A 17,358-nucleotide genomic window follows, 5' to 3' on the forward strand; every position below is an offset into this window, starting at 1 on the left:
CAAACCTGATTTTGATTCAGTGTAGTAGGTCATGGTCAAATAATCACCGTTGACAGCGTGTCAGGAGGCCCCGTCGTGGCTTCGCTTACCGCCGGCATATTCCCGGCTGGCGCAACCACCAGCAATCCCGAGTCCTCCATGGGTAGCCCGAGCACCTCCAACTGATCGGCACCGGGTACGAAAGTCGCCGGCTCGGGCCACCGCCTGTCGCACATCCGGATCCCGGAAGAATACGCGCTCCGAGATACGATACTGGATGACTAGGCTGTTACCCTGGCGCATGGCGTACGCCTGGGCAGGCTCGCCCCCCACTCGGGTCATCCAGGTTGCCAGCACCCGGCTGTTTGCCCACGGCGATGGCGGAGACACTTCCGAGCCGCCGGCCTGGCGAGGCAGTTCCTCAAGGGCGACACGCTGATAATCGCTCAGCACGTCACTGACCATGGGAATCCTGTTGATATTATCCGGCGTCAGGCTGGGCATCAGCAGTACCGCTGCCAGTACCAGGGAAACGGCCCAACCGCCGCTGCCAATCACAACCGACGGGCGAAGGCTGCTCAGCCAGCGTTTCAGATTCGTCATGCGGCGACGACCGGATGGGCGCTTGCCACCGGCGGGGGCGGTCGCAAGGGCGATATCGAGCCGCCCGTCAAAATCGGCGGACAGTCCCGGGGGGGGTATCATCTGCAGTCGTTCGGAAAGAATTCGCTGACGTTCAACATCTGTTGGCAGGTCTCGCATCCAGCAAGATGGGCCTCGACCAGGGCGGTGTGATGCTCATCCAACTCACCATCGGCATAGCCCGCCAGCCAATCCTGGATTTCGGCGTGCAGGTCGGACCATTCGTGGGCGTCTGTGTTTTTGAGATCACTCATGGGAATTCACCGATGTGTATTTTGTGTGGCTGGCAGCCAGGGACCTCGGGCTTGCCTTGATCAGTCGCTTAGCGAGCAGGCGCCGCGCGCGTGACAGGCGACTCATGACCGTCCCCGGTGCCAGGTCCAGAATTTGTGCGATATCCTGATAGCTCAGCTCCTCAAAGTCCCGCAACAGAATGACCTGCTGAAAGCTGTCCGGCAGGGCGTGAACCGCAGCCATGACCTGCGCATCGCTCTGGTTTTTCAGGAGCTGATCGAAGGGGCCCGGGGCACTGCAGGGATACTCATTCAACACCGCGTCACCGGTGGTCAGCACCGGAGCCAGTTGCTGCCGGCGCCCATCCCGCCGATAGTCATCGGCAACCACCCGGTTGAGAATCCTTAGCAGCCAGGCGTAGGCCGCCACGTGATCGTCCAGTTGGTCAAAGTCCCGCCAGGCCCGGAGCAAGGTCTCCTGGGTCCAGTCCTCCGCCATTTCCTGTGAGGGGGCCTGGCGTTGCGCAACACCGTACAGGCGGTAGCGCCAGGGCCGTACCAGTGTGTCGAATTGCTGCCTGCTTCCGGTGCTGCGCATGGGGCTGCCCGCTACCTATTTATGGTCACTTCACTGGAGGACGTCACCGGGTCGCCTTTTATTCCCGACTTTTTTATGGATTGCCCGGTACCGCGAGCCAAGAAGGGGAACTGGCCTCCAACCGGCTCCCGGCGGACCACCTCGAGGGACTGGGTATCAATAACGGCAATGTGGTTATCCGCCGTGACCGACGCGTAAATGAACTGGCCATCGCGGCTTGCCCGAACGCCGTGGGGGCCAACGCCCACGTCGACATTTTTGACAATTTTAAGGCTCTCGGAGTCGATTATAGTGACCACGGACGCAGAAATCGCACCGGTTGCGACGTATTGCTCGCCGGGCACCACGTCGATGCCGCCATGGCCACTACCCACTTTAAAAGTTTTCAGCATGGTTTCGCTAGCCAGGTCCAGTACCCCCACGTTGCCGGTAAAGTCGCGCAGCCATAGCCGTTGACCGTTGGCGCTGATGTCAATGTTGTGAGGCGTCTTGAGACCCGGAGTGGGGATCTGACGCTGTTTTCCCAGGGCCCGCATATCCACTACCGCCAGCGCGCCTTCGCCCTGCAGCGTGACGTAGGCGAGTGTGCCGTCGGCGCTGTAAACGAGGATGTGGGGTACCTTGCCCACTGGAATTTTCCTGACCAGTTCAAGGGTATTCATATCGATCACCGCAACGTCGCCTTGGGTCGGCGCCACGGCGAGGCCGTAACGGCCATCCGGTGAGATTTTTACGCCCTGGGCCACCTCACCGATCGGTACGCTGGCCATCACCTCACCGCTGGCGGTATTCAAAACGTAGACATTGCCGGTTTTGAAGCCGGACACCATCAGCCGGGAACCATCAGGACTCAGGGCATTGTAGTGAGCGCCCGCGACGCCGGGCCAGGCCTGCTTTGAGGGTAGGACTTTCACGATGCCGCTGTTCTGGACCGCCACATACAGAGGGTCGCGAATGGACTTTTCCAGGCTTAGTTCGGGCGCCGACCGCACGGGAGTGGCTTTGGTCCGCGACTGCTCAGGCGATTGGCCCAGCAGGGTCTGCCGCAGCTGGTAAACATCCTTGCCGGACAGGTCCTTACCCGCAATCGCTTCGATTTCTTCAGGGGTGTAGGGCTGAAACTCACCAGCAACCCGCTTTTCATTGCCGAACGCCGTCAGCACGTAATTCAGCACATCCGCCATTTGCTGGTTAGTGAGCGCACCGCCCCAGGCCGGCATGTTGCCGTTGTAGCTTGTGCCGTCGACTTTGATGGGGCCGGTCAGGCCGTACTGCAGCACATGCCCCAGATAGCGGCGGCCACCGATACCGTCAGTGGCATTGTACATTTGAGCGGTGTGGTTTTTTTGCGGGGGAAACGACCCCGGTATGCCTTGACCCTGAGCCTGATGGCAGGCAGCGCACTGCTGGTTGTACACCTCGCTGCCGCGCTCAAAGCGGGTGTTTTCCGCCGCGCTCACGGGCACACTGACACTGAGCAGGGTTGCGGCGACGAATGATGTGATGGCATGGGGGATCGGTGGACGCATATTACAAACTCCAAAGGCTAAAAGAAGTTCGGCCGGACTCATGTGCTGGCAAGACCTCTTGCCAGCAAAGCACCGGTCGAAAACGATCTGTGAAGCCAAAGGCGTCACCGGGCCGGGATTTATTCCCGAAACTTTCGGCCCGGCCCCCTACCCGCGGACCAAGGCTCAACGAAGGCCAGTAACCCGAGGCTCGCGGCCAAGGGCAAGGCCGCCGAGAATTCCAAGGGGTTATTCTGTCGTGTTCATGATGTTTGCGGAGTACCCCGCACCACGCACAGCCTCCGCAAGTTGTTCGTCCGAAATCCTTGATTCGTCAACTGCCACCCGGGCTTCACCGCTTTCATGGGAGACGGAACACCCCTTGACGCCGGTTTGCTGTTCGAGAACATGACGAACAATTTCCTCGCACCCACCGCAGTGCATGCCGCCGATTGAAAGCCTGATTGTCTGCATGTCTGTCTCCTCACTTATGATCGGCTCGCCTGTAGGCCCCGCATTCTGCTCCAGGGCGTCAAATATGGAACAACACTGCAACGGCCCCTGTCCGGGACAACAGTCCACAAGTGCCGCCAGCCCCTGGCGGATTCGCCGTAACTGTTCAATTTTCTGGTCTACGTCGTGCAGCTTTGCCATCGCCCGCTGGCGTACATCACTTGCGTCTGCCTGGTTGCTTTCGGCATCACGCAACGCGAGCAGCTCAGCGATCTCACGCAGTGAGAAGCCCAGCTCTTGCGCTCGACGAATAAAATGCAGTCGCCTTACCGTGGCGTCCGAGTAAATCCGATAGCCACCTTCCCTGGGACGTGGCGGCTGTTCAATGAGCTTGCGGCGTTCGTAAAAACGAATCGTCTCGACACCAACACCCACCACGTCAGCCACTTTGCCAATGGTCATGTCTGTCATGGCAGAACTCCCACCCAGTAGATCCGAATAATAAGATTAGTGCCCGTACCACGGTACGGGGTCAAGAGTGCTGAACATTTTATAGGAGTGTGGGGCTTGACTCCGTAGCCGACTACGGAAGTATTTTGAAGATAGCCAGCAAAGTCATGAAAGGAACCGTCGCAATGTCAGAGTTGAAATCAGAGTCCAAATCCGGTCGCGGGTCATTAATTGCAGGCGGGGTCGCAGCATTGCTCGCATCGGCCTTCTGTCTTGGCCCCCTGGTCCTGATCGCCCTTGGTGTTTCCGGTGCCTGGATCGGCAATCTTGCCGCTCTGGAGCCTTACCGGCCGTGGTTTATTGGTGCTGCTCTGGTGGCGATGGTCTTTGCCTGGCGTCGGATATACCGGCCTGCACAGGATTGCGAGCCGGGCGAGGTCTGCGCAGTACCGCAAGTGCGCACCGCTTACAAGATCACTTTCTGGATCGTCGCGTTGCTCGTACTGATCGCGTTGTCATTGCCTTTCGTCTTACCGTTATTTTACTGAGAGTCCATACACCATGAGAAAGTCCCTGATCACTGCCGTACTGTTTACGCTGTTCAGCATGCCTGCCTTGGCGGAGCAAAAGACGGTGACCCTGTCTGTTCCCGGAATGACCTGTTCGGCTTGCCCGATTACCGTCAAAGCCGCTCTCAAGAGAGTTGATGGGGTGAGTTCTGTCCAGGTCCGCTATGAGGAACGTGATGCGACGGTTACTTCCTACGATGACAAAACCTCTGTCGACGCAAATAACTCAAGCCACGACCAACGCGGGCTACCCGTCCACACTGATACAGTCCGGGGCGAAACAGGAGTAGTGTTTATGAGTGATAACGATCTGCACATTGCCGTGATTGGCAGTGGTGGCAGTGCCATGGCCGCCGCTTTGAAGTCGGCGGAACGCGGAGCCCGAGTGACGCTGATCGAGCGTGGTACCATCGGTGGCACTTGCGTCAATGTCGGCTGCGTGCCCTCGAAGATCATGATCCGCGCCGCTCACGTGGCCCATCTGCGCCGCCGCAGTCCGTTCGACGAGGGCATGGCGGAAGTCGAGCCGGCCATTGACCGGCCCCGGTTGCTGGCCCAGCAACAGGCCCGGGTCGATGAGCTTCGTCGCGACAAGTATGAGGGCATTCTCGACGACAATTCGGCGATTACTGTCCTGCGGGGTGAGGCCCGTTTTATCGATGCCAATACAGTGCAGGTTACTACACCTGATGGTACGGAACGCGAGGTACGCTTTGACAGAGCGTTCCTTGGTACCGGTGCGCGGCCTACCATCCCCCCGGTTCCGGGCCTGTCCGATACGCCGTACTGGACGTCCGCCACGGCACTGGCCAGTGACACCATTCCGGATCGACTAATTGTCATTGGGGCATCCGTCGTGGCAGTGGAGCTGGCACAGGCGTTTGCCCGACTGGGCAGCGAGGTGACCATCCTGGCGCGCAGTCGACTGTTATCCCGGCAGGACCCGGCTGTTGACGAGGCCATTCAAACCGCGTTCAAAGCCGAGGGGTCAAGGTTCTGAATGACACCCAGGCGAGCCAGATCAGTTATACCAACGAGGAATTCGTGCTCGACACGAACGCCGGGGAACTGCGGGCCGATCAGCTGCTGGTGGCCGTGGGACGCACACCGAACACAGACAGGCTGAACCTGGAGTCTATCGGCGTCGAGACTGATCGCGGGTCCGTTATCGTCAATGAGCAACGCGAGACCCGGGTGCCGGGCATTTACGCTTCCGGCGACTGTACCAATCAGCCCCAGTTTGTTTATGTGGCGGCAGCGGGTGGTAGCCGGGCCGCGATCAATATGACCGGCGGCGATGCCCGCCTGGATCTCAGCGCCATGCCGGAGGTGGTCTTTACCGAGCCACAGATTGCAACCGTCGGTTTATCCGAGGCCGACGCCGAGGCAAGTGGCTACGTCACCGACAGCCGTACCCTGACCCTCGACAATGTGCCACGGGCCCTGGTCAACTTTGATACCGGAGGCTTCATTAAAATGGTCGCGGAACGTGAAAGCGGGCGGTTACTGGGTGTGCAATCCGTGGCGGGTGAGGCCGGGCGACCGATCCAGACCGCGGTGATGGCGCTCCGCGCCCGCATGACCGTCAACGAGATTGCCGATGAGCTGTTCCCGTACCTGACGATGGTAGAAGGGTTGAAGCTGTGCGCTCAAACGTTTACCAAGGATGTCAAACAACTATCCTGCTGCGCGGGATAAGGCAAGGCCCCGTGAATGATATGCGAGAAATCGTGAATCGGCTGGGCCTGACCGGAGAAGCGGAGGCCACGCTTCATGTGGCGCTATTGCGTGAGCTGGTCCAGGGTCGTCCTGTCACTCTTAAGCGGCTTGCAGCGTCGCTCAACTGGACGACGGACCAGGTGGTGCAGGTGCGGGAACAGCTGCCTTGCGGAACCGTCGAGTATGACGGTCAGGGGTTGGTCGGTTCGTAGCTAATCTGGGCCCAACCGGGCGCCCTTTCTCACCCAATGTGGTCCCACTGCTCAGGATAATTGCGGGCCCAACAGATTAGCTTTGTGAGCCACTACAGATACCTGTTCATCGTATTCTGAGTGCTTCCGGGCAGCGTAGCCAGCCGCGACCACACTCACCATTAGTCGGTTTCCCGGATCAACCTGGCGACTTTGGTCAGTAAGGTGTTTGCGGCGTTGTCCGTAAATTGCTGTCCTTCCTCGATGTAGCCCCGCACCGTCCCGTCATGCTTCCAGCCACCCTGGCGCTTGATCTGCGCAAAGTCGACCTTTTCCCGCGCGGCGGCGGTGGATAGACCGCGCCGGAAGCTGTGACTGCTCAGGGTCGGCACGAAGTCCAGGCCGCAGGTTTCCCCAAGCGCTTTCAGGATTCGGTTCGCCGACCCGCCTGAAAGGGCCTGGGATTGCAACCGATCCCAGCGGTTGACGGCGCGGAAGACGGGGCCTTCGTGAATGCCGGCATGCTCTAGCCAGGTTTCGAGGGCGCTGACCGGGCAGACCAGCTCGTTGCCCCGAGGCAGGGCCCGCTTCAGGCCTTCACCGTGAGGGTCTGTTTTAGAGCGCGGCAGGGTCACCACCAGCCCTTCCGGCTCCCACGACAAGTGCTTCACCTCAATCGCTACCAATTCACTGCGGCGAAACGCCCCAAAAAAACCGACCTGCAGCAGGGCCCAGTCACGATGCTTCTTGAGCGAGTCAGGCTGTTGCTGGAGTGTTTCCAGGAAGGCCGCAATGTGTTCGAGGCGCAGCGCCCGGGCTTGCCGTTTCGGCCGACCATGGGCGCGCCGAAGCCCTTCCAACGTTTTGCGCACGCCGGGGTCTCGAGCGGGATCACGCAATCCCTGAGTCTGGTGCCAGCGCCCCAGGGCCGTCAGGTAAACATCCAGCGTGCGAGGATTAAGCGCGTCTGCCTGATCGGACAGATAGGCCGCAAGGGTCGCCGGCTGTGTCGGGAGACGTCCACCCCAGCGCTCAAAGCTGCGAATGGCCGCACGGTAGGTCCGCCGCGTGTTGTCGGTGGTGGCCATGTGGATGTACCGATTAGCCGTATCGGCTAATACGGTCTTTTCCGCGTTACGTAATGTGGACTTGACGGTGGGTTTTGGATCCATGACCGCTCCAATTCGAGGCGTGCTTTCAAGAGCCGCTGATGTACCGGCGTTACAGGAGCAGGATAGAACAGACCACACACTAACGCACGTTAACGCGCTTTAACGTGCGTTAGGCATCTTAAATAAATTTTGTTAATTATCGAATAAATAATGTAATATTACATATCACGTTATATGATAAAATGAGGCATGTCATGGCCCGCGCCGGAATTACTTACCAGGATGTCGCCAACGCTGCGCAACGCGTCCGCCAACGCGGTGACGAGCCCACTGTCGACCGGGTGCGATCGGAACTCGGTACCGGCAGTCGCAGCACTCTCGGGCCAATGCTGAAACGTTGGAAATCAGGCAGCGAAGCCGCAGCGGATCTGAACGGACTCCCGGCTGACTTGGTGGCCGCCGTGAAAGCCCTGCATGAGCGAGCTCAATACGCGGCCGATGAACGTATTACGCAGGAGCGCGAAGCGCACCAGACGCTGGAACAGCAATGGCGCAGCGAGCTGGAAGAGGTGCGGCAGCGGTGCGAGTCACTGGAAGAGCAACGCTGCGGGCTGGAGAAGGCCAATGAAGCGCTTCGCAACGAAAGCGATGCCCAGGCCCACGCTCTTCAACAGGAACAGCTCCGGGCGGCCTCACTCACGTCCAAACTGGAGGCAAGTCAGGAGAAACTCAGTGAGACCACTGCAACCGTCCAAGAGATGAAGCAGGAAAACCGCGATATCCGCAGCCATTTCGAGCACTACCAGCAGGAGATTGCCGAGGATCGCCGTCATGAACGGGACCAGTTCCACAGGACCCAGTCAGGGCTGGAGGGTCAGGTGGATCAGCTGACGCAGCAGCTCCGTTCCAGCGAACAGGACCGCGACACGCTGAGACAACATCGCGACCAAATAAACCAGCGCTATGAGGCCAGTCAGGATCACGCTGAAAACTTGAAAGAAAAATTGCACGCGAGCCAGGCCGTCATAACACAATGGGCAACGCGAACAGAAACGCTGGAAGCGACAGTCGACCGCCTCCAGCTGGAGCGAGATAGCGACGCCGAACACAGGGAGAAACTTGGTGCGGCCCTAACGGATTCTGAAAAACATCTCGCGGCCTGCCAGCAGCGGATCTCCGACCTCAGAGAGCGCGTGGCAGCGGCTGACGACCGAAACCAGTTCCTCAACGATCAGAATCGCGAATTACTGCAGGAAAAAGCTGTCCTCCAGGGTCAGTTGCAACAACTACAAACAAGCCTGGCTAAATAGCCCGCTATTGTCTCGGCCTGATCATCCCTGAGAGTTGCGAGTGATGCCAATCGCGCAAGGAGTAGTTAGATGTCTACAGTGATCTTTGGCAGGCTGCGAGCTGCGGCAAAACGCATTCAGCATGATGCGCTGACGGTTATTTTGTGGCGCGAGACCCGAATACCCCCCATAGTCGTTCGGCTGCTCGCAATCGCAGCGTACGCCATGAGTCCAATTGATCTCATTCCGGACTTCATGCCGATCCTGGGCTATCTTGACGACATTATCTTGGTCCCGCGGGGCATCGTCCTTGTCATCAAGCTGACGCCATCGAATGTGATAGAAGCAAGTCGCTCGAAAGCAGCTAAAGTGGCAATCAAGCCGATCAGCCACGTTGCGGCCGCAGTCGTTATTGGCACATGGCTTTTATGTGCCACGGCTTTTGGCTACTGGGTGTGGGAATACAGCAGGTAACGCATCGTCTGCACGTGATGAAATAGTTAATTTAAGGCTTGTAAAACAGATGGTTAATGCGCTTTTTGGAGGATTTCGTCAGAATCGTTGCCGACCCTCCTATAGCGCATACTCCTCGAGCTCGTTGAGCCCGAATTCCACGCTGCAGAAGGGTAAATGGACAAAAATCACGCTAGATATCTAATGGTCACAGGTGGCAGAAGTCAGCACTGTTTCTCCTAGGAAGACCCCAGCCAATCTAAGCTTTGCGACGTTTGCTTCAGTGCATGCTCGATATCTCCTCCCGGTCCAGTTCGTTGGGCCGACGGAAACCTGCGTAGGAATGCTTAGGAAATCAGTCATGTTTAGTCGAGCCGCATACCCAGACTGGCGGTTGATTGTGTCAGCCGTGTTGGCTGCGAACCGTGAAGCCATGGATGGCAAAGTATTTGTCGAGCATGCCCTTGTAGCTACGCACGCACCCAAAGCCCGCCGTACACGGCCATGATCAGCTATAACAAGCCTCCCTACCAATGGGGATTTTTGCCATTGCAAGTATCGTCAACTTGGCCCTGCATGATCTAGCACAGGTCGGCAAACTTCATCCTCATCAGGATTTCTATCGCATCATTATAGTCCACGAAGCCCTGAAATGGGTCAATCCAGCGAAACAGAGTAGGTGTTTCTCCTTGAAGGCTGCCGCGATAAATGATTTGTGCGGTTTGGTTGCTGATGCTAGACAATATGTTTTTTTGTTCTAACCTAGTAACGTTTTTACCAACAACCGAGGATGCCATGCAAACGTTTCGACACTCGCCAGGCAAGCCAGATGTTGTCGGCTTCTACGACATGCGGACCTCTAGCGTGCAGTACGTTGTTAGCGATCCTGTGACTCGGCGCTGCGCAATCATCGACCCAGTCCTAGATTTCGATGAAAAGTCCGGCGCTATCGCAACGCACCATGCGAATGAATTGCTGGGCTACGTTGCCAGCCAAGGGCTGAAGGTCGAATGGATTCTGGATACCCATCCGCACGCGGACCATTTTTCGGCAGCACAGTATCTAAAGGAAAAGACAGGAGCACCAACGGCTATAGGAGCTTACGTTACACAAGTGCAAGCGATATGGAAGGATATATACAACTGGCCCGACTTTCCGGATGACGGCCGCCAGTGGGATCACCTTTTTGTAGAGGGCGATACTTTCCACGTGGGCGAGATAGAAGGCCGGATTATGTTCTCGCCCGGCCATACCAAGGCGTCGATCACCTACGTCATCGGCGATGCGGCGTGCGTGCACGACACACTGTTTCAGCCGGTTGGTGGTACGGCCCGTGCCGATTTCCCCGGGGGCAATGCTCACAAACTGTGGGATTCCATTCAGGCCATCCTGGCACTGCCGGACGACACTCGGCTCTTTACTGGTCACGACTACATGCCCGGCGATCGCGAGCCAGAGTGGGAAAGCACGGTGAGAGTCCAGCGCGAAACCAATATTCATCTCCGAGACAGCCCGACAGCGGACAGCTTCATCGCCTTGCGTAACGAGCGTGACGCCAAGCTGCCCATGCCTAAACTGATCCTGCACGCCTTGCAAGTCAATATCCGGGGCGGCGACCTGCCAGAGCCAGAGGATAATGGTCGTCGTTACCTAAAGATTCCCCTCGATGCTCTACCGGGGGCCGCCTGGGATGAGGCGCGCTCCTAAAGCGACCAAGGAGGTAACCTATGGATATCAAACCGCTCGATGATCGTCTTTATGTGACAGCACAACCTCGCCTCGACGAACTTGAACAGCTCGCCGAGCAAGGGTTCCGCACCATTATCTCCAATCGCCCGCGTGGGGAAAGTGATGACCAGCCGGATCCCGATGCTCTCAAGGCTAAGGCAGAATCACTGGGTATGGTCTGGCATGAAGTTCCCGTCAAGCCCGGCAAGTATTCCCAGCAGGACATTGCCGCCTTTGCCGATGCCCTGGAGTTATCGCCGACTCCCGTGATCGGTTTCTGCCGGACCGGCACACGGGTCGCTCATCTCTGGGCCTATTCACAGGTCTCGCATCGTCCGATTTCGGAACTCGTCGGTGCTGCCAAGTCGGCCGGCTATGACCTAGAGCCGCTTCGCGAGAGCCTCGAAAACCAGGCCAATGACAACTAATACCGCTGACCGGCATGGCCAGTTTGCGCCGCTATTTCCCCATCGCTCAGTGGCTGCCAGGCCGTCAACTTGATCGATGCCTCGGCACTGGATAGTTTGCAGTCGATCAACCCGCGTTTGAGTGATGCGGGGTTACAACTGCACCTTTGCGAGGTCAAGGGGCCAGAGATGAACCGCCTGCTGAAGACAGCATTCCTACGCAATTTCAGCGGTAATGTCTTCCTGAACACGTTCGATGCTTGACATGCCTTGCACGCTCATTCTTTTGCAGAGCTGAGCGATCCCGACAATGACGATGCTTCGACACGGCTTGTCCGGCCTATTTCAAATACCTGACATAGAGGAGACACAACGTGGCCATAGCGGCAAGTCTTTCCGGTTTGATCGGCGGTGTGCTGATCGGCCTGGCAGCTGTATGGCTGATGGCAACGCTGGGTCGTATTTCCGGCGTCAGCGGAATCCTCTCCGGACTATTGCTGGAGCAACCCGCAGGAGATTCGGCTTGGCGCCTGGCCTTCCTACTGGGTCTGTTCAGCGGCCCACTCATCCTTATTTTACTGGGAGATGGGCTAGGTAATGTCTCCGGCGCACCGGATGAGGTCATCGGTCAGCCGGCGGGAGATATCGGGCTGATGCTGCTGGCAGGTCTATTGGTCGGCGTCGGGACAAAAGTCGGCAGCGGCTGTACTAGTGGTCACGGCGTCAGCGGTCTGGCCCAGGTCATGGACCTGTCCGCCAGCTTCGCGCCCCTTCTCCTGCGCGGCGTGCCCCTGGCGGGGATCGACAGCGTGATGCGCGCCTACGCGGATCGCGTCGAGTCCTGGCGGCGTCTGGGGCAGCTGCTGGTTCCCGAGCAGCTGGATGCTATCACCAGCTCCATCGCCCTCGACGACGCCATCGAGGCGGTCGATGATCTGCTCGCCGGCCGCATTCGCGGACGCGTAGTAGTGACCATGGCTCTATAAATCCGAATAATAGGTACGTTTTCTTTACGTAGAAAATTTAACGTAATTTATTTACGCAAAATTGCCCCTCCAGGAAGTCCTGGTGTCATTTTCAGAAGACGGCTGCACCAGCGCATCGAGCGGACCGCCCGGTGTGCAGTGGTCTTCTGAAAGAATTGTTTCAGCAATCGCCTTCACCAACCTCGACTATGCTCAGTCCTCCTAAGCACCATGGGCGGGTCGAGGCATGGCATCAGATACATCACCAATTGCAGAGCAAGGCGTGACCATCCTGTCCGACCTGAGCACAGGCCCAGTTCCGAACGTCCATCATCGGAGCCTTGGTGACACTTGAATTGGGGCATGAGGCCGCCGCACGCATCAAGGTCAGCAAGACGGCCGTCTCCGCCGTTTTGAAGGCCAGCCAGCCCGACACGCCAGTGGGCCTTGGGCGGGGCAACGGGCAACGGGCAACTACAATGCTCGACCATGCACCACGATAGTGCATGGCCGGACACAGGGATGACTCCCTGGCGCCTGATGGGGCATGCCCCGAGACCGAGACGCTCTCGTTCCAGGACGCCGTTGGGGAAGGCGAGGGCGGGGCCATCAGGGCAATGATGTCGGCCACCGAGGTCGGACGGCTGAAGAGGAAGCCCTGGCCGTGGGTGCAGCCGGTATCGCGCACGAACGCTTCCTGCTCGGGGGTGTCGATCCCCTCGGCGATGGTCTTCATGCCACAGTGGTTGGCCATGAAGACGATGGTCTTGACCAGCGAGGCGTTCAGCGAGGAGGCTTTCGGGCCGGACACGAACGACTTGTCGATCTTGACCGTTTCCAGGGGATAGCGGCCCAGGTCGCCAAGGCCGTAATACCCCGTGCCGAAGTCATCCAGCACCAGGCGGTATCCTCGCTTCGCCAGGTCGAGCAGTACACGGTGCTAGTTGTCACTTTCCAAGATCAACAGGCTCTCGGTGATCTCGAGCTTGATGCTGGAAGACTCCACGCCGTGTTTTTCCAGCAGCTGTTTCAGTTTGAACGGAAACGTCAGGTCGCGCAGCTGCTTGGCCGAGATATTGATCGAGACCGTGATATTCCGGCCCGTTTCTTCCGCCACGGGAGTGAATTCGGCCGGCAACACCTCCCCCAGTTCCTTGTGGCGCCACCGGAGCAGTGCTTCCATGCCGGTGTCTCACGGCTCACCAGAGAATAGATAGGCTGATAGCGCAGGTACAGCTCTTCATGGGTCAGGCAATGAGCCAACAGACCCTTCAGCCTTGCATGTTACTGCGAGCGCTACTCCATCGTTGCATCATAGAAGCAGAACAGGTTTGTGCCCCTCGACTTGGCTTGGTACATGGCGATATCGGCATAGCGGAACACATCGGAGAGATCCTGAGTGTCGTCGGGAATCATCGCGATCCCGATACTCGCCCCGACCAGCATGTGCTTGCCGCCCACCTCAACGGGGCCCGCCAGCAGGGCATGAATCTTGTCGACGACCCGTGACACATCTTCCTCAGAGGCGACGTCGGTCAGCAACAGACAGAATTCATCACCACCGAAGCGTGCCACATCGTCCTCGGTGCGCACGAGCTTCGCCATGGATTTGGCCACCCAGCACAGCAGCTCATCGCCGGCGGTATGGCCCAGGGTGTCGTTGACGGCCTTGAAACCGTCCAGGTCAACGTAGAGGACTCCGGCCTTCAGCTTATGGCGGATGCAGCGCGCCAACTCGTGGTGCCGGTGCTCTATAAACAGCGACCGGTTCGCCAATCCGGTGAGAAAATCGTAGTTCGCCTGACGAAAAAGCAGTTCCCGACTGGTGCTCAATTCCATGAGGTGACCATGGGCCAGCCTGACATAGGCTCCCAGCCGTCGATAGAAGAAGAGGCTGCCCGCGAGGATCAGTAGCACGCCTCCAATCACCCAGGGTAGGAGCTGTGTGAGGAGGCTCTGGCCAGGATGCTCCGGACGCCATTGAAGGGTGCCCAGCGGCTCGCCCCTCGGTGTTGCCAGGGGGAGGGACGCCAGTTGGCCTGTCTCCCGAGGGGGAGCTGCCGCTGCAGGCAGCAGACGCAGGGCCTCGATCTGAAAATCACGACGCCAAGCGCCCAGAATGGCCTCGTCGATGTAGTTGACCAGGATCAGATAGCCATGCGCCTGATCGGTGGCATACGGGGTCGGGTCGTAGGCCACATACGGCGACACGGCGACCAGGGCAGGCGCTCCCTGGATATCCAGGATGTCAGATGCGGGCTCGGGGTCGGCGAAATCGGTGTCGATGGCATCGGCCATGAGCTGCTTGAACTCGGCGGTCAGCAGGCCCTCGGGCAGCGCCTCCAGTTCCGTACCCTTGTGTACGCCGTGGATCAGTGTCGCCTCGCGATCCAGACTCACTACCCAGTCGGTACCGTACTGGTTCTGCAGATAACCGCTGACGTTTTCCATGGCCCAGTCGGTGTCTCGCTGGTAGATTACCAGCTCGACGGCCTCGTTCCACCAGCTATAATCTCGGCTGCGGTTGGCCAGTTCCTCGAGCTCGAGATCGAGCAGTCGCTGCACCTGCTCCCGCGACTTCGCTTCGGCATAGCGATCGAGCGACTGCGACGACAGGATCACCACCCCGAAGACCCCGGCCACGGCGATCAAGATCGTGACCAGGCTGATTAAGAGACCGCGCCCCGGGGCTCTCATAAGCCGTTCACTGGACTCGATGGAGGCCAATTCGTCCTGAGGGGCGCTATCCCCGCGTTCTTGTCCGGCGTGCACTTACACGTTGTCCATGTCGAAGCCTTAAGAAGAGTATCCGCGTGCTCTTTCGCCAAAGAGCCTTCGTCGCCCGTCGCTTGTCGCGCTTGTGCGAACAGACTGTGATATAGCTCATAACTTATCTGTAAGGAAGTTACACTGAAAGCGTATTTTATTCACCCGTAATCGGCCACCACTCCCTTTAACGCTGGATAGAGAAGCACTGCTGGAGGCACCGCGGCTGCCGGCAGTCAGGGCAGCGAGCGATGGTGACGGAACGATGAACCCGCCATATTCATCAGCGCGTCGAACGCGTGTGTTGAGCCCATTGATTGCCTGTCGTTGTCAGAAGGTGGTTGTACCCATACATTGGGCGGTTCGCCCGGTGTGCAGCGGACTTGTGAACGAGCCGTGTCAAACGATCCTCGAATTGGTTCAGCATGGCGGCGCACAATGCAGCCTGTCCGAGAAACGATCATTAGGCGGCCAATCCGGACATTGTCCGACAACAGCTTGTTTGATGTATTTTGGGACAATAAGATCAACGGACGGATTAGCGGACAAAAGGGGCAGTCAATGGCGCTGATTGGCTATGCGCGGGTCCCGACGGCAGAGCAGAACACCGCCTTGTAGACCGATGCGCTTCGCAAGGCGGAGTGCGAGCGAAGCTTTGATGACACCGTCTCCGGGGCCAAGGAAGAACGACCCGGCCTAACAGCCGCGCTGGGGTTCCTGCGCGACGGGGATGTGCTGGTTGTGTGGCGACTGGATCGACTGGGACGCTCACTGCCGCATCTGATCGAAGTGGTCAGCACTCTGGACGCGCGTGGCGTCGGATTCCGGTCGCTGACCGAAAGCATCGATACCACCACGCCGGGTGGGCGGCTGATCTTCCACGTGTTCGGCGCCTTGGGGCAGTTCGAGCGTGATCTGATCCGTGATCGCACCAAGGCGGGGCTGGCCGCTGCCGCCGCCCGTGGGCGCAAAGGAGAATGCAAGCCCGTTGTCACCGACGACAAGCTGAAGCGGGCAAGGGAGCACCTCGCCAATGGGCTGAGCATCCGCGAGGCCGCCGCACGCATCAAGGTCAGCAAGACGGCCGTCTCCGCCGCTTTGGAGGCCAGCCAGTCCGAAGCCCCAGACCACAGTGCAACCGACTTCAGACACGCAGTGCGATCGTCTTCTGAAAATAACACCTGGAGGGGCAAGCTTCATGTGTAAAGAAAACTGGACTGCTCTGTGTTCTCCGGACACTTCTAGCCTAATAGTGATGCTTTATATCGACTTTATGATCAAAGATGGCAGAAAATCAGCCGATATGTTTAAGCATAATAGTATTAAACTTGGAGCATTTAAGGATAGGCCAGTAAGAACTTGGACTGGCTGCAGTCCCCTGAACCCAATTGATACTGATTTTTAAGAAGGCACCACCGAGCTAGCAACTTATTCCACTTAGCGCTGTTCATAGCTTTTCTCATTATTCGAGCTTTCAAAAAGCATGACTGACCGGATGGATCAAGCGGTTTTGAAAATGCCTCCCTCAGCAGACAGCCTGGGGAAGCGTGAAATCAACAGTCTGGGCGAACTACAAGCCCGTATAACCCATGCTTAACGGGCAGGTTGTTTGCCATCAATTGATAGCCTTACTGTGGCAGAGTAGGATCAGTCCCAAGTAAGGAACCTTACCTGCGCTTTCTGCCGCTCGATCCCGAACTCCGCTGGCTCGACATCTGCAAAGGGCTGCCCCTCCATCGCTAGCCAGTAGCAACGTAGATCAGCATCGCCTCGGACAATCAGCACATCATCATGATTTTGCATCCTTCTCTTCTCATTCCCGTATGACAGGTCTCGAAGAGAGGTAGGGGCGGTGTGACGTGAAATGAAGGCGTCGGTGTAGACTACGAGGTTTACACCCCGTGGATTGGCCAACGACGGGAACAGTATGCCGCTAGCACCAGCCTCCAAGGCTAGGTCAGCGAGCAACCAGCTGGGCGGTTCAACGCGATCATTAAACAAAATTCTACGCCAGTCACAACCCAGTTCCTGCCAGAGTGAGTCCCAGTCAGCCGTGTACCCATGGCTGAAGTCCACTACTGTGGCCAACGCTACCGCGTAGCTCACAATAAGACCGGGTGGCATCAGGGTCGAGAGCTGCCGGCACTCCCCAAGCGCGGTCAGCTCTTCCAGAGCAAGGTAGAGTGCGGGAACCCCGATACGATTGAGGCGACCGCCATGCTGGGCGGCGCCTGCGCCACTTGTGGGGGGCGATGGCCCAGCGGGGGACATGGACACGATAGGCTGGTTGATCTGC

The 17,358-nt window shown here is 58.3% G+C and carries 17 protein-coding genes and 3 pseudogenes; 10 read left to right on the plus strand and 10 right to left on the minus strand.

Translation table 11 applies throughout. The annotated features are described in order from the left end of the window. Positions 1 to 60: 60 nt before the first annotated feature. The 5 genes from B4967_RS08515 to B4967_RS08535 all read right to left on the minus strand — a co-directional run bounded on the left by B4967_RS08515 (position 61) and on the right by B4967_RS08535 (position 3,884). The gene (locus B4967_RS08515) at positions 61 to 684 is read right to left on the minus strand and encodes a hypothetical protein (protein ID WP_083024700.1); all 624 of its coding nucleotides are present in this window, start codon (positions 682 to 684) and stop codon (positions 61 to 63) included. Beyond that, positions 681 to 875, minus strand: a complete 195-nt coding sequence (locus B4967_RS08520; RefSeq protein WP_083024702.1) for an anti-sigma factor family protein — start codon at positions 873 to 875, stop codon at positions 681 to 683. Before B4967_RS08520 ends, B4967_RS08515 begins: the two co-directional genes overlap by 4 nt. After that, positions 868 to 1,452: an RNA polymerase sigma factor gene (locus B4967_RS08525; protein ID WP_083024703.1), complete on the minus strand. Its 585-nt coding sequence runs from the start codon at positions 1,450 to 1,452 to the stop codon at positions 868 to 870. The genes B4967_RS08520 and B4967_RS08525 overlap by 8 nt, the downstream gene beginning before the upstream one ends. Positions 1,453 to 1,463: 11 nt before the next feature. Next, entirely contained in the window at positions 1,464 to 2,981 is a 1,518-nt protein-coding gene (locus tag B4967_RS08530) for a cytochrome D1 domain-containing protein (protein ID WP_083024705.1), read from the minus strand. A gap of 228 nt (positions 2,982 to 3,209) precedes the next feature. Next, positions 3,210 to 3,884, minus strand: coding sequence for a MerR family transcriptional regulator (locus B4967_RS08535; protein ID WP_198556035.1), 675 nt, complete (start codon positions 3,882 to 3,884; stop codon positions 3,210 to 3,212). Between the two features lie 164 nt (positions 3,885 to 4,048). Between B4967_RS08535 and merT the strand changes: the two genes are divergently transcribed. The 3 genes and pseudogenes from merT (at position 4,049) to B4967_RS08555 (ending at position 6,363) form a co-directional block, all read left to right on the plus strand. Beyond that, positions 4,049 to 4,411 (plus strand): mercuric ion transporter MerT, encoded by a 363-nt coding sequence (gene merT / locus B4967_RS08540; protein WP_083024749.1) that lies wholly within the window; start codon positions 4,049 to 4,051, stop codon positions 4,409 to 4,411. A 6-nt stretch (positions 4,412 to 4,417) separates the two neighbouring features. Continuing rightward, positions 4,418 to 6,130: pseudogene (locus B4967_RS08550) on the plus strand (FAD-dependent oxidoreductase). A 20-nt stretch (positions 6,131 to 6,150) separates the two neighbouring features. Next, the gene (locus B4967_RS08555; protein ID WP_223305241.1) at positions 6,151 to 6,363 is read left to right on the plus strand and encodes a hypothetical protein; all 213 of its coding nucleotides are present in this window, start codon (positions 6,151 to 6,153) and stop codon (positions 6,361 to 6,363) included. A 161-nt stretch (positions 6,364 to 6,524) separates the two neighbouring features. Here B4967_RS08555 and B4967_RS08560 read toward each other — a convergent pair whose 3' ends face one another. Continuing rightward, a complete protein-coding gene (locus tag B4967_RS08560) occupies positions 6,525 to 7,514 on the minus strand; it encodes a site-specific integrase (RefSeq protein WP_083024709.1) in 990 nt (329 codons plus the stop codon). 194 nt (positions 7,515 to 7,708) lie between these two features. On the opposite strand from B4967_RS08560, the gene B4967_RS08565 reads away from it, so the two are divergent. The 6 genes and pseudogenes from B4967_RS08565 to B4967_RS18140 all read left to right on the plus strand — a co-directional run. Beyond that, positions 7,709 to 8,764, plus strand: a complete 1,056-nt coding sequence (locus B4967_RS08565) for a DNA-binding protein (protein ID WP_161491492.1) — start codon at positions 7,709 to 7,711, stop codon at positions 8,762 to 8,764. A 69-nt stretch (positions 8,765 to 8,833) separates the two neighbouring features. Continuing rightward, positions 8,834 to 9,217, plus strand: coding sequence for a YkvA family protein (locus tag B4967_RS08570; protein ID WP_083024712.1), 384 nt, complete (start codon positions 8,834 to 8,836; stop codon positions 9,215 to 9,217). A 774-nt stretch (positions 9,218 to 9,991) separates the two neighbouring features. Next, positions 9,992 to 10,903, plus strand: a complete 912-nt coding sequence (locus B4967_RS08580; RefSeq protein ID WP_083024715.1) for an MBL fold metallo-hydrolase — start codon at positions 9,992 to 9,994, stop codon at positions 10,901 to 10,903. Between the two features lie 20 nt (positions 10,904 to 10,923). Continuing rightward, entirely contained in the window at positions 10,924 to 11,352 is a 429-nt protein-coding gene (locus tag B4967_RS08585) for a protein tyrosine phosphatase family protein (protein ID WP_035557861.1), read from the plus strand. A 69-nt stretch (positions 11,353 to 11,421) separates the two neighbouring features. Next, the gene (locus B4967_RS08590; RefSeq protein ID WP_176304696.1) at positions 11,422 to 11,595 is read left to right on the plus strand and encodes a hypothetical protein; all 174 of its coding nucleotides are present in this window, start codon (positions 11,422 to 11,424) and stop codon (positions 11,593 to 11,595) included. Between the two features lie 179 nt (positions 11,596 to 11,774). Then, positions 11,775 to 12,110 (plus strand): annotated as a pseudogene (locus B4967_RS18140) (YeeE/YedE family protein); the annotation flags it as partial. Between the two features lie 448 nt (positions 12,111 to 12,558). Here the strand turns inward: B4967_RS18140 and B4967_RS08600 are convergent. From B4967_RS08600 to B4967_RS08610, 3 genes are all read right to left on the minus strand, one after another. Then, positions 12,559 to 13,227 (minus strand): EAL domain-containing protein, encoded by a 669-nt coding sequence (locus B4967_RS08600; RefSeq protein WP_083024718.1) that lies wholly within the window; start codon positions 13,225 to 13,227, stop codon positions 12,559 to 12,561. A gap of 9 nt (positions 13,228 to 13,236) precedes the next feature. Continuing rightward, complete coding sequence (locus tag B4967_RS20815; protein ID WP_083024720.1) at positions 13,237 to 13,479, minus strand: EAL domain-containing protein; 243 nt, start codon at positions 13,477 to 13,479, stop codon at positions 13,237 to 13,239. 113 nt (positions 13,480 to 13,592) lie between these two features. Next, positions 13,593 to 14,939: a sensor domain-containing diguanylate cyclase gene (locus B4967_RS08610; protein WP_243470422.1), complete on the minus strand. Its 1,347-nt coding sequence runs from the start codon at positions 14,937 to 14,939 to the stop codon at positions 13,593 to 13,595. A 759-nt stretch (positions 14,940 to 15,698) separates the two neighbouring features. Here B4967_RS08610 and B4967_RS08615 point away from each other — a divergent pair. Next, positions 15,699 to 16,268: pseudogene (locus B4967_RS08615) on the plus strand (recombinase family protein); the annotation flags it as partial. A 441-nt stretch (positions 16,269 to 16,709) separates the two neighbouring features. On the opposite strand, the gene B4967_RS19100 reads toward B4967_RS08615, so the two are convergent. Continuing rightward, positions 16,710 to 17,333: an RES family NAD+ phosphorylase gene (locus tag B4967_RS19100; protein ID WP_243470423.1), complete on the minus strand. Its 624-nt coding sequence runs from the start codon at positions 17,331 to 17,333 to the stop codon at positions 16,710 to 16,712. Positions 17,334 to 17,358: the final 25 nt, after the last annotated feature.

The organism is Vreelandella lionensis (genome assembly GCF_002087295.1).
GTDB classification, from domain to species: Bacteria; Pseudomonadota; Gammaproteobacteria; order Pseudomonadales; family Halomonadaceae; genus Vreelandella; species Vreelandella lionensis.

What these genes read in the sequence shown, in the direction of transcription:
- B4967_RS08520 (WP_083024702.1), bottom strand. Translation starts at nt 875, where the DNA reads ATGAGTGATCTCAAAAACACAGACGCCCACGAATGGTCCGACCTGCAC.
- B4967_RS08565 (WP_161491492.1), top strand. Translation starts at nt 7,709, where the DNA reads ATGGCCCGCGCCGGAATTACTTACCAGGATGTCGCCAACGCTGCGCAA.
- B4967_RS08560 (WP_083024709.1), bottom strand. Translation starts at nt 7,514, where the DNA reads ATGGATCCAAAACCCACCGTCAAGTCCACATTACGTAACGCGGAAAAG.
- B4967_RS08585 (WP_035557861.1), top strand. Translation starts at nt 10,924, where the DNA reads ATGGATATCAAACCGCTCGATGATCGTCTTTATGTGACAGCACAACCT.
- B4967_RS08580 (WP_083024715.1), top strand. Translation starts at nt 9,992, where the DNA reads ATGCAAACGTTTCGACACTCGCCAGGCAAGCCAGATGTTGTCGGCTTC.
- B4967_RS08530 (WP_083024705.1), bottom strand. Translation starts at nt 2,981, where the DNA reads ATGCGTCCACCGATCCCCCATGCCATCACATCATTCGTCGCCGCAACC.
- merT (WP_083024749.1), top strand. Translation starts at nt 4,049, where the DNA reads ATGTCAGAGTTGAAATCAGAGTCCAAATCCGGTCGCGGGTCATTAATT.
- B4967_RS08555 (WP_223305241.1), top strand. Translation starts at nt 6,151, where the DNA reads ATGCGAGAAATCGTGAATCGGCTGGGCCTGACCGGAGAAGCGGAGGCC.
- B4967_RS08515 (WP_083024700.1), bottom strand. Translation starts at nt 684, where the DNA reads ATGATACCCCCCCCGGGACTGTCCGCCGATTTTGACGGGCGGCTCGAT.
- B4967_RS08525 (WP_083024703.1), bottom strand. Translation starts at nt 1,452, where the DNA reads ATGCGCAGCACCGGAAGCAGGCAGCAATTCGACACACTGGTACGGCCC.
- B4967_RS08535 (WP_198556035.1), bottom strand. Translation starts at nt 3,884, where the DNA reads ATGACAGACATGACCATTGGCAAAGTGGCTGACGTGGTGGGTGTTGGT.
- B4967_RS20815 (WP_083024720.1), bottom strand. Translation starts at nt 13,479, where the DNA reads ATGGAAGCACTGCTCCGGTGGCGCCACAAGGAACTGGGGGAGGTGTTG.
- B4967_RS19100 (WP_243470423.1), bottom strand. Translation starts at nt 17,333, where the DNA reads ATGTCCCCCGCTGGGCCATCGCCCCCCACAAGTGGCGCAGGCGCCGCC.
- B4967_RS08570 (WP_083024712.1), top strand. Translation starts at nt 8,834, where the DNA reads ATGTCTACAGTGATCTTTGGCAGGCTGCGAGCTGCGGCAAAACGCATT.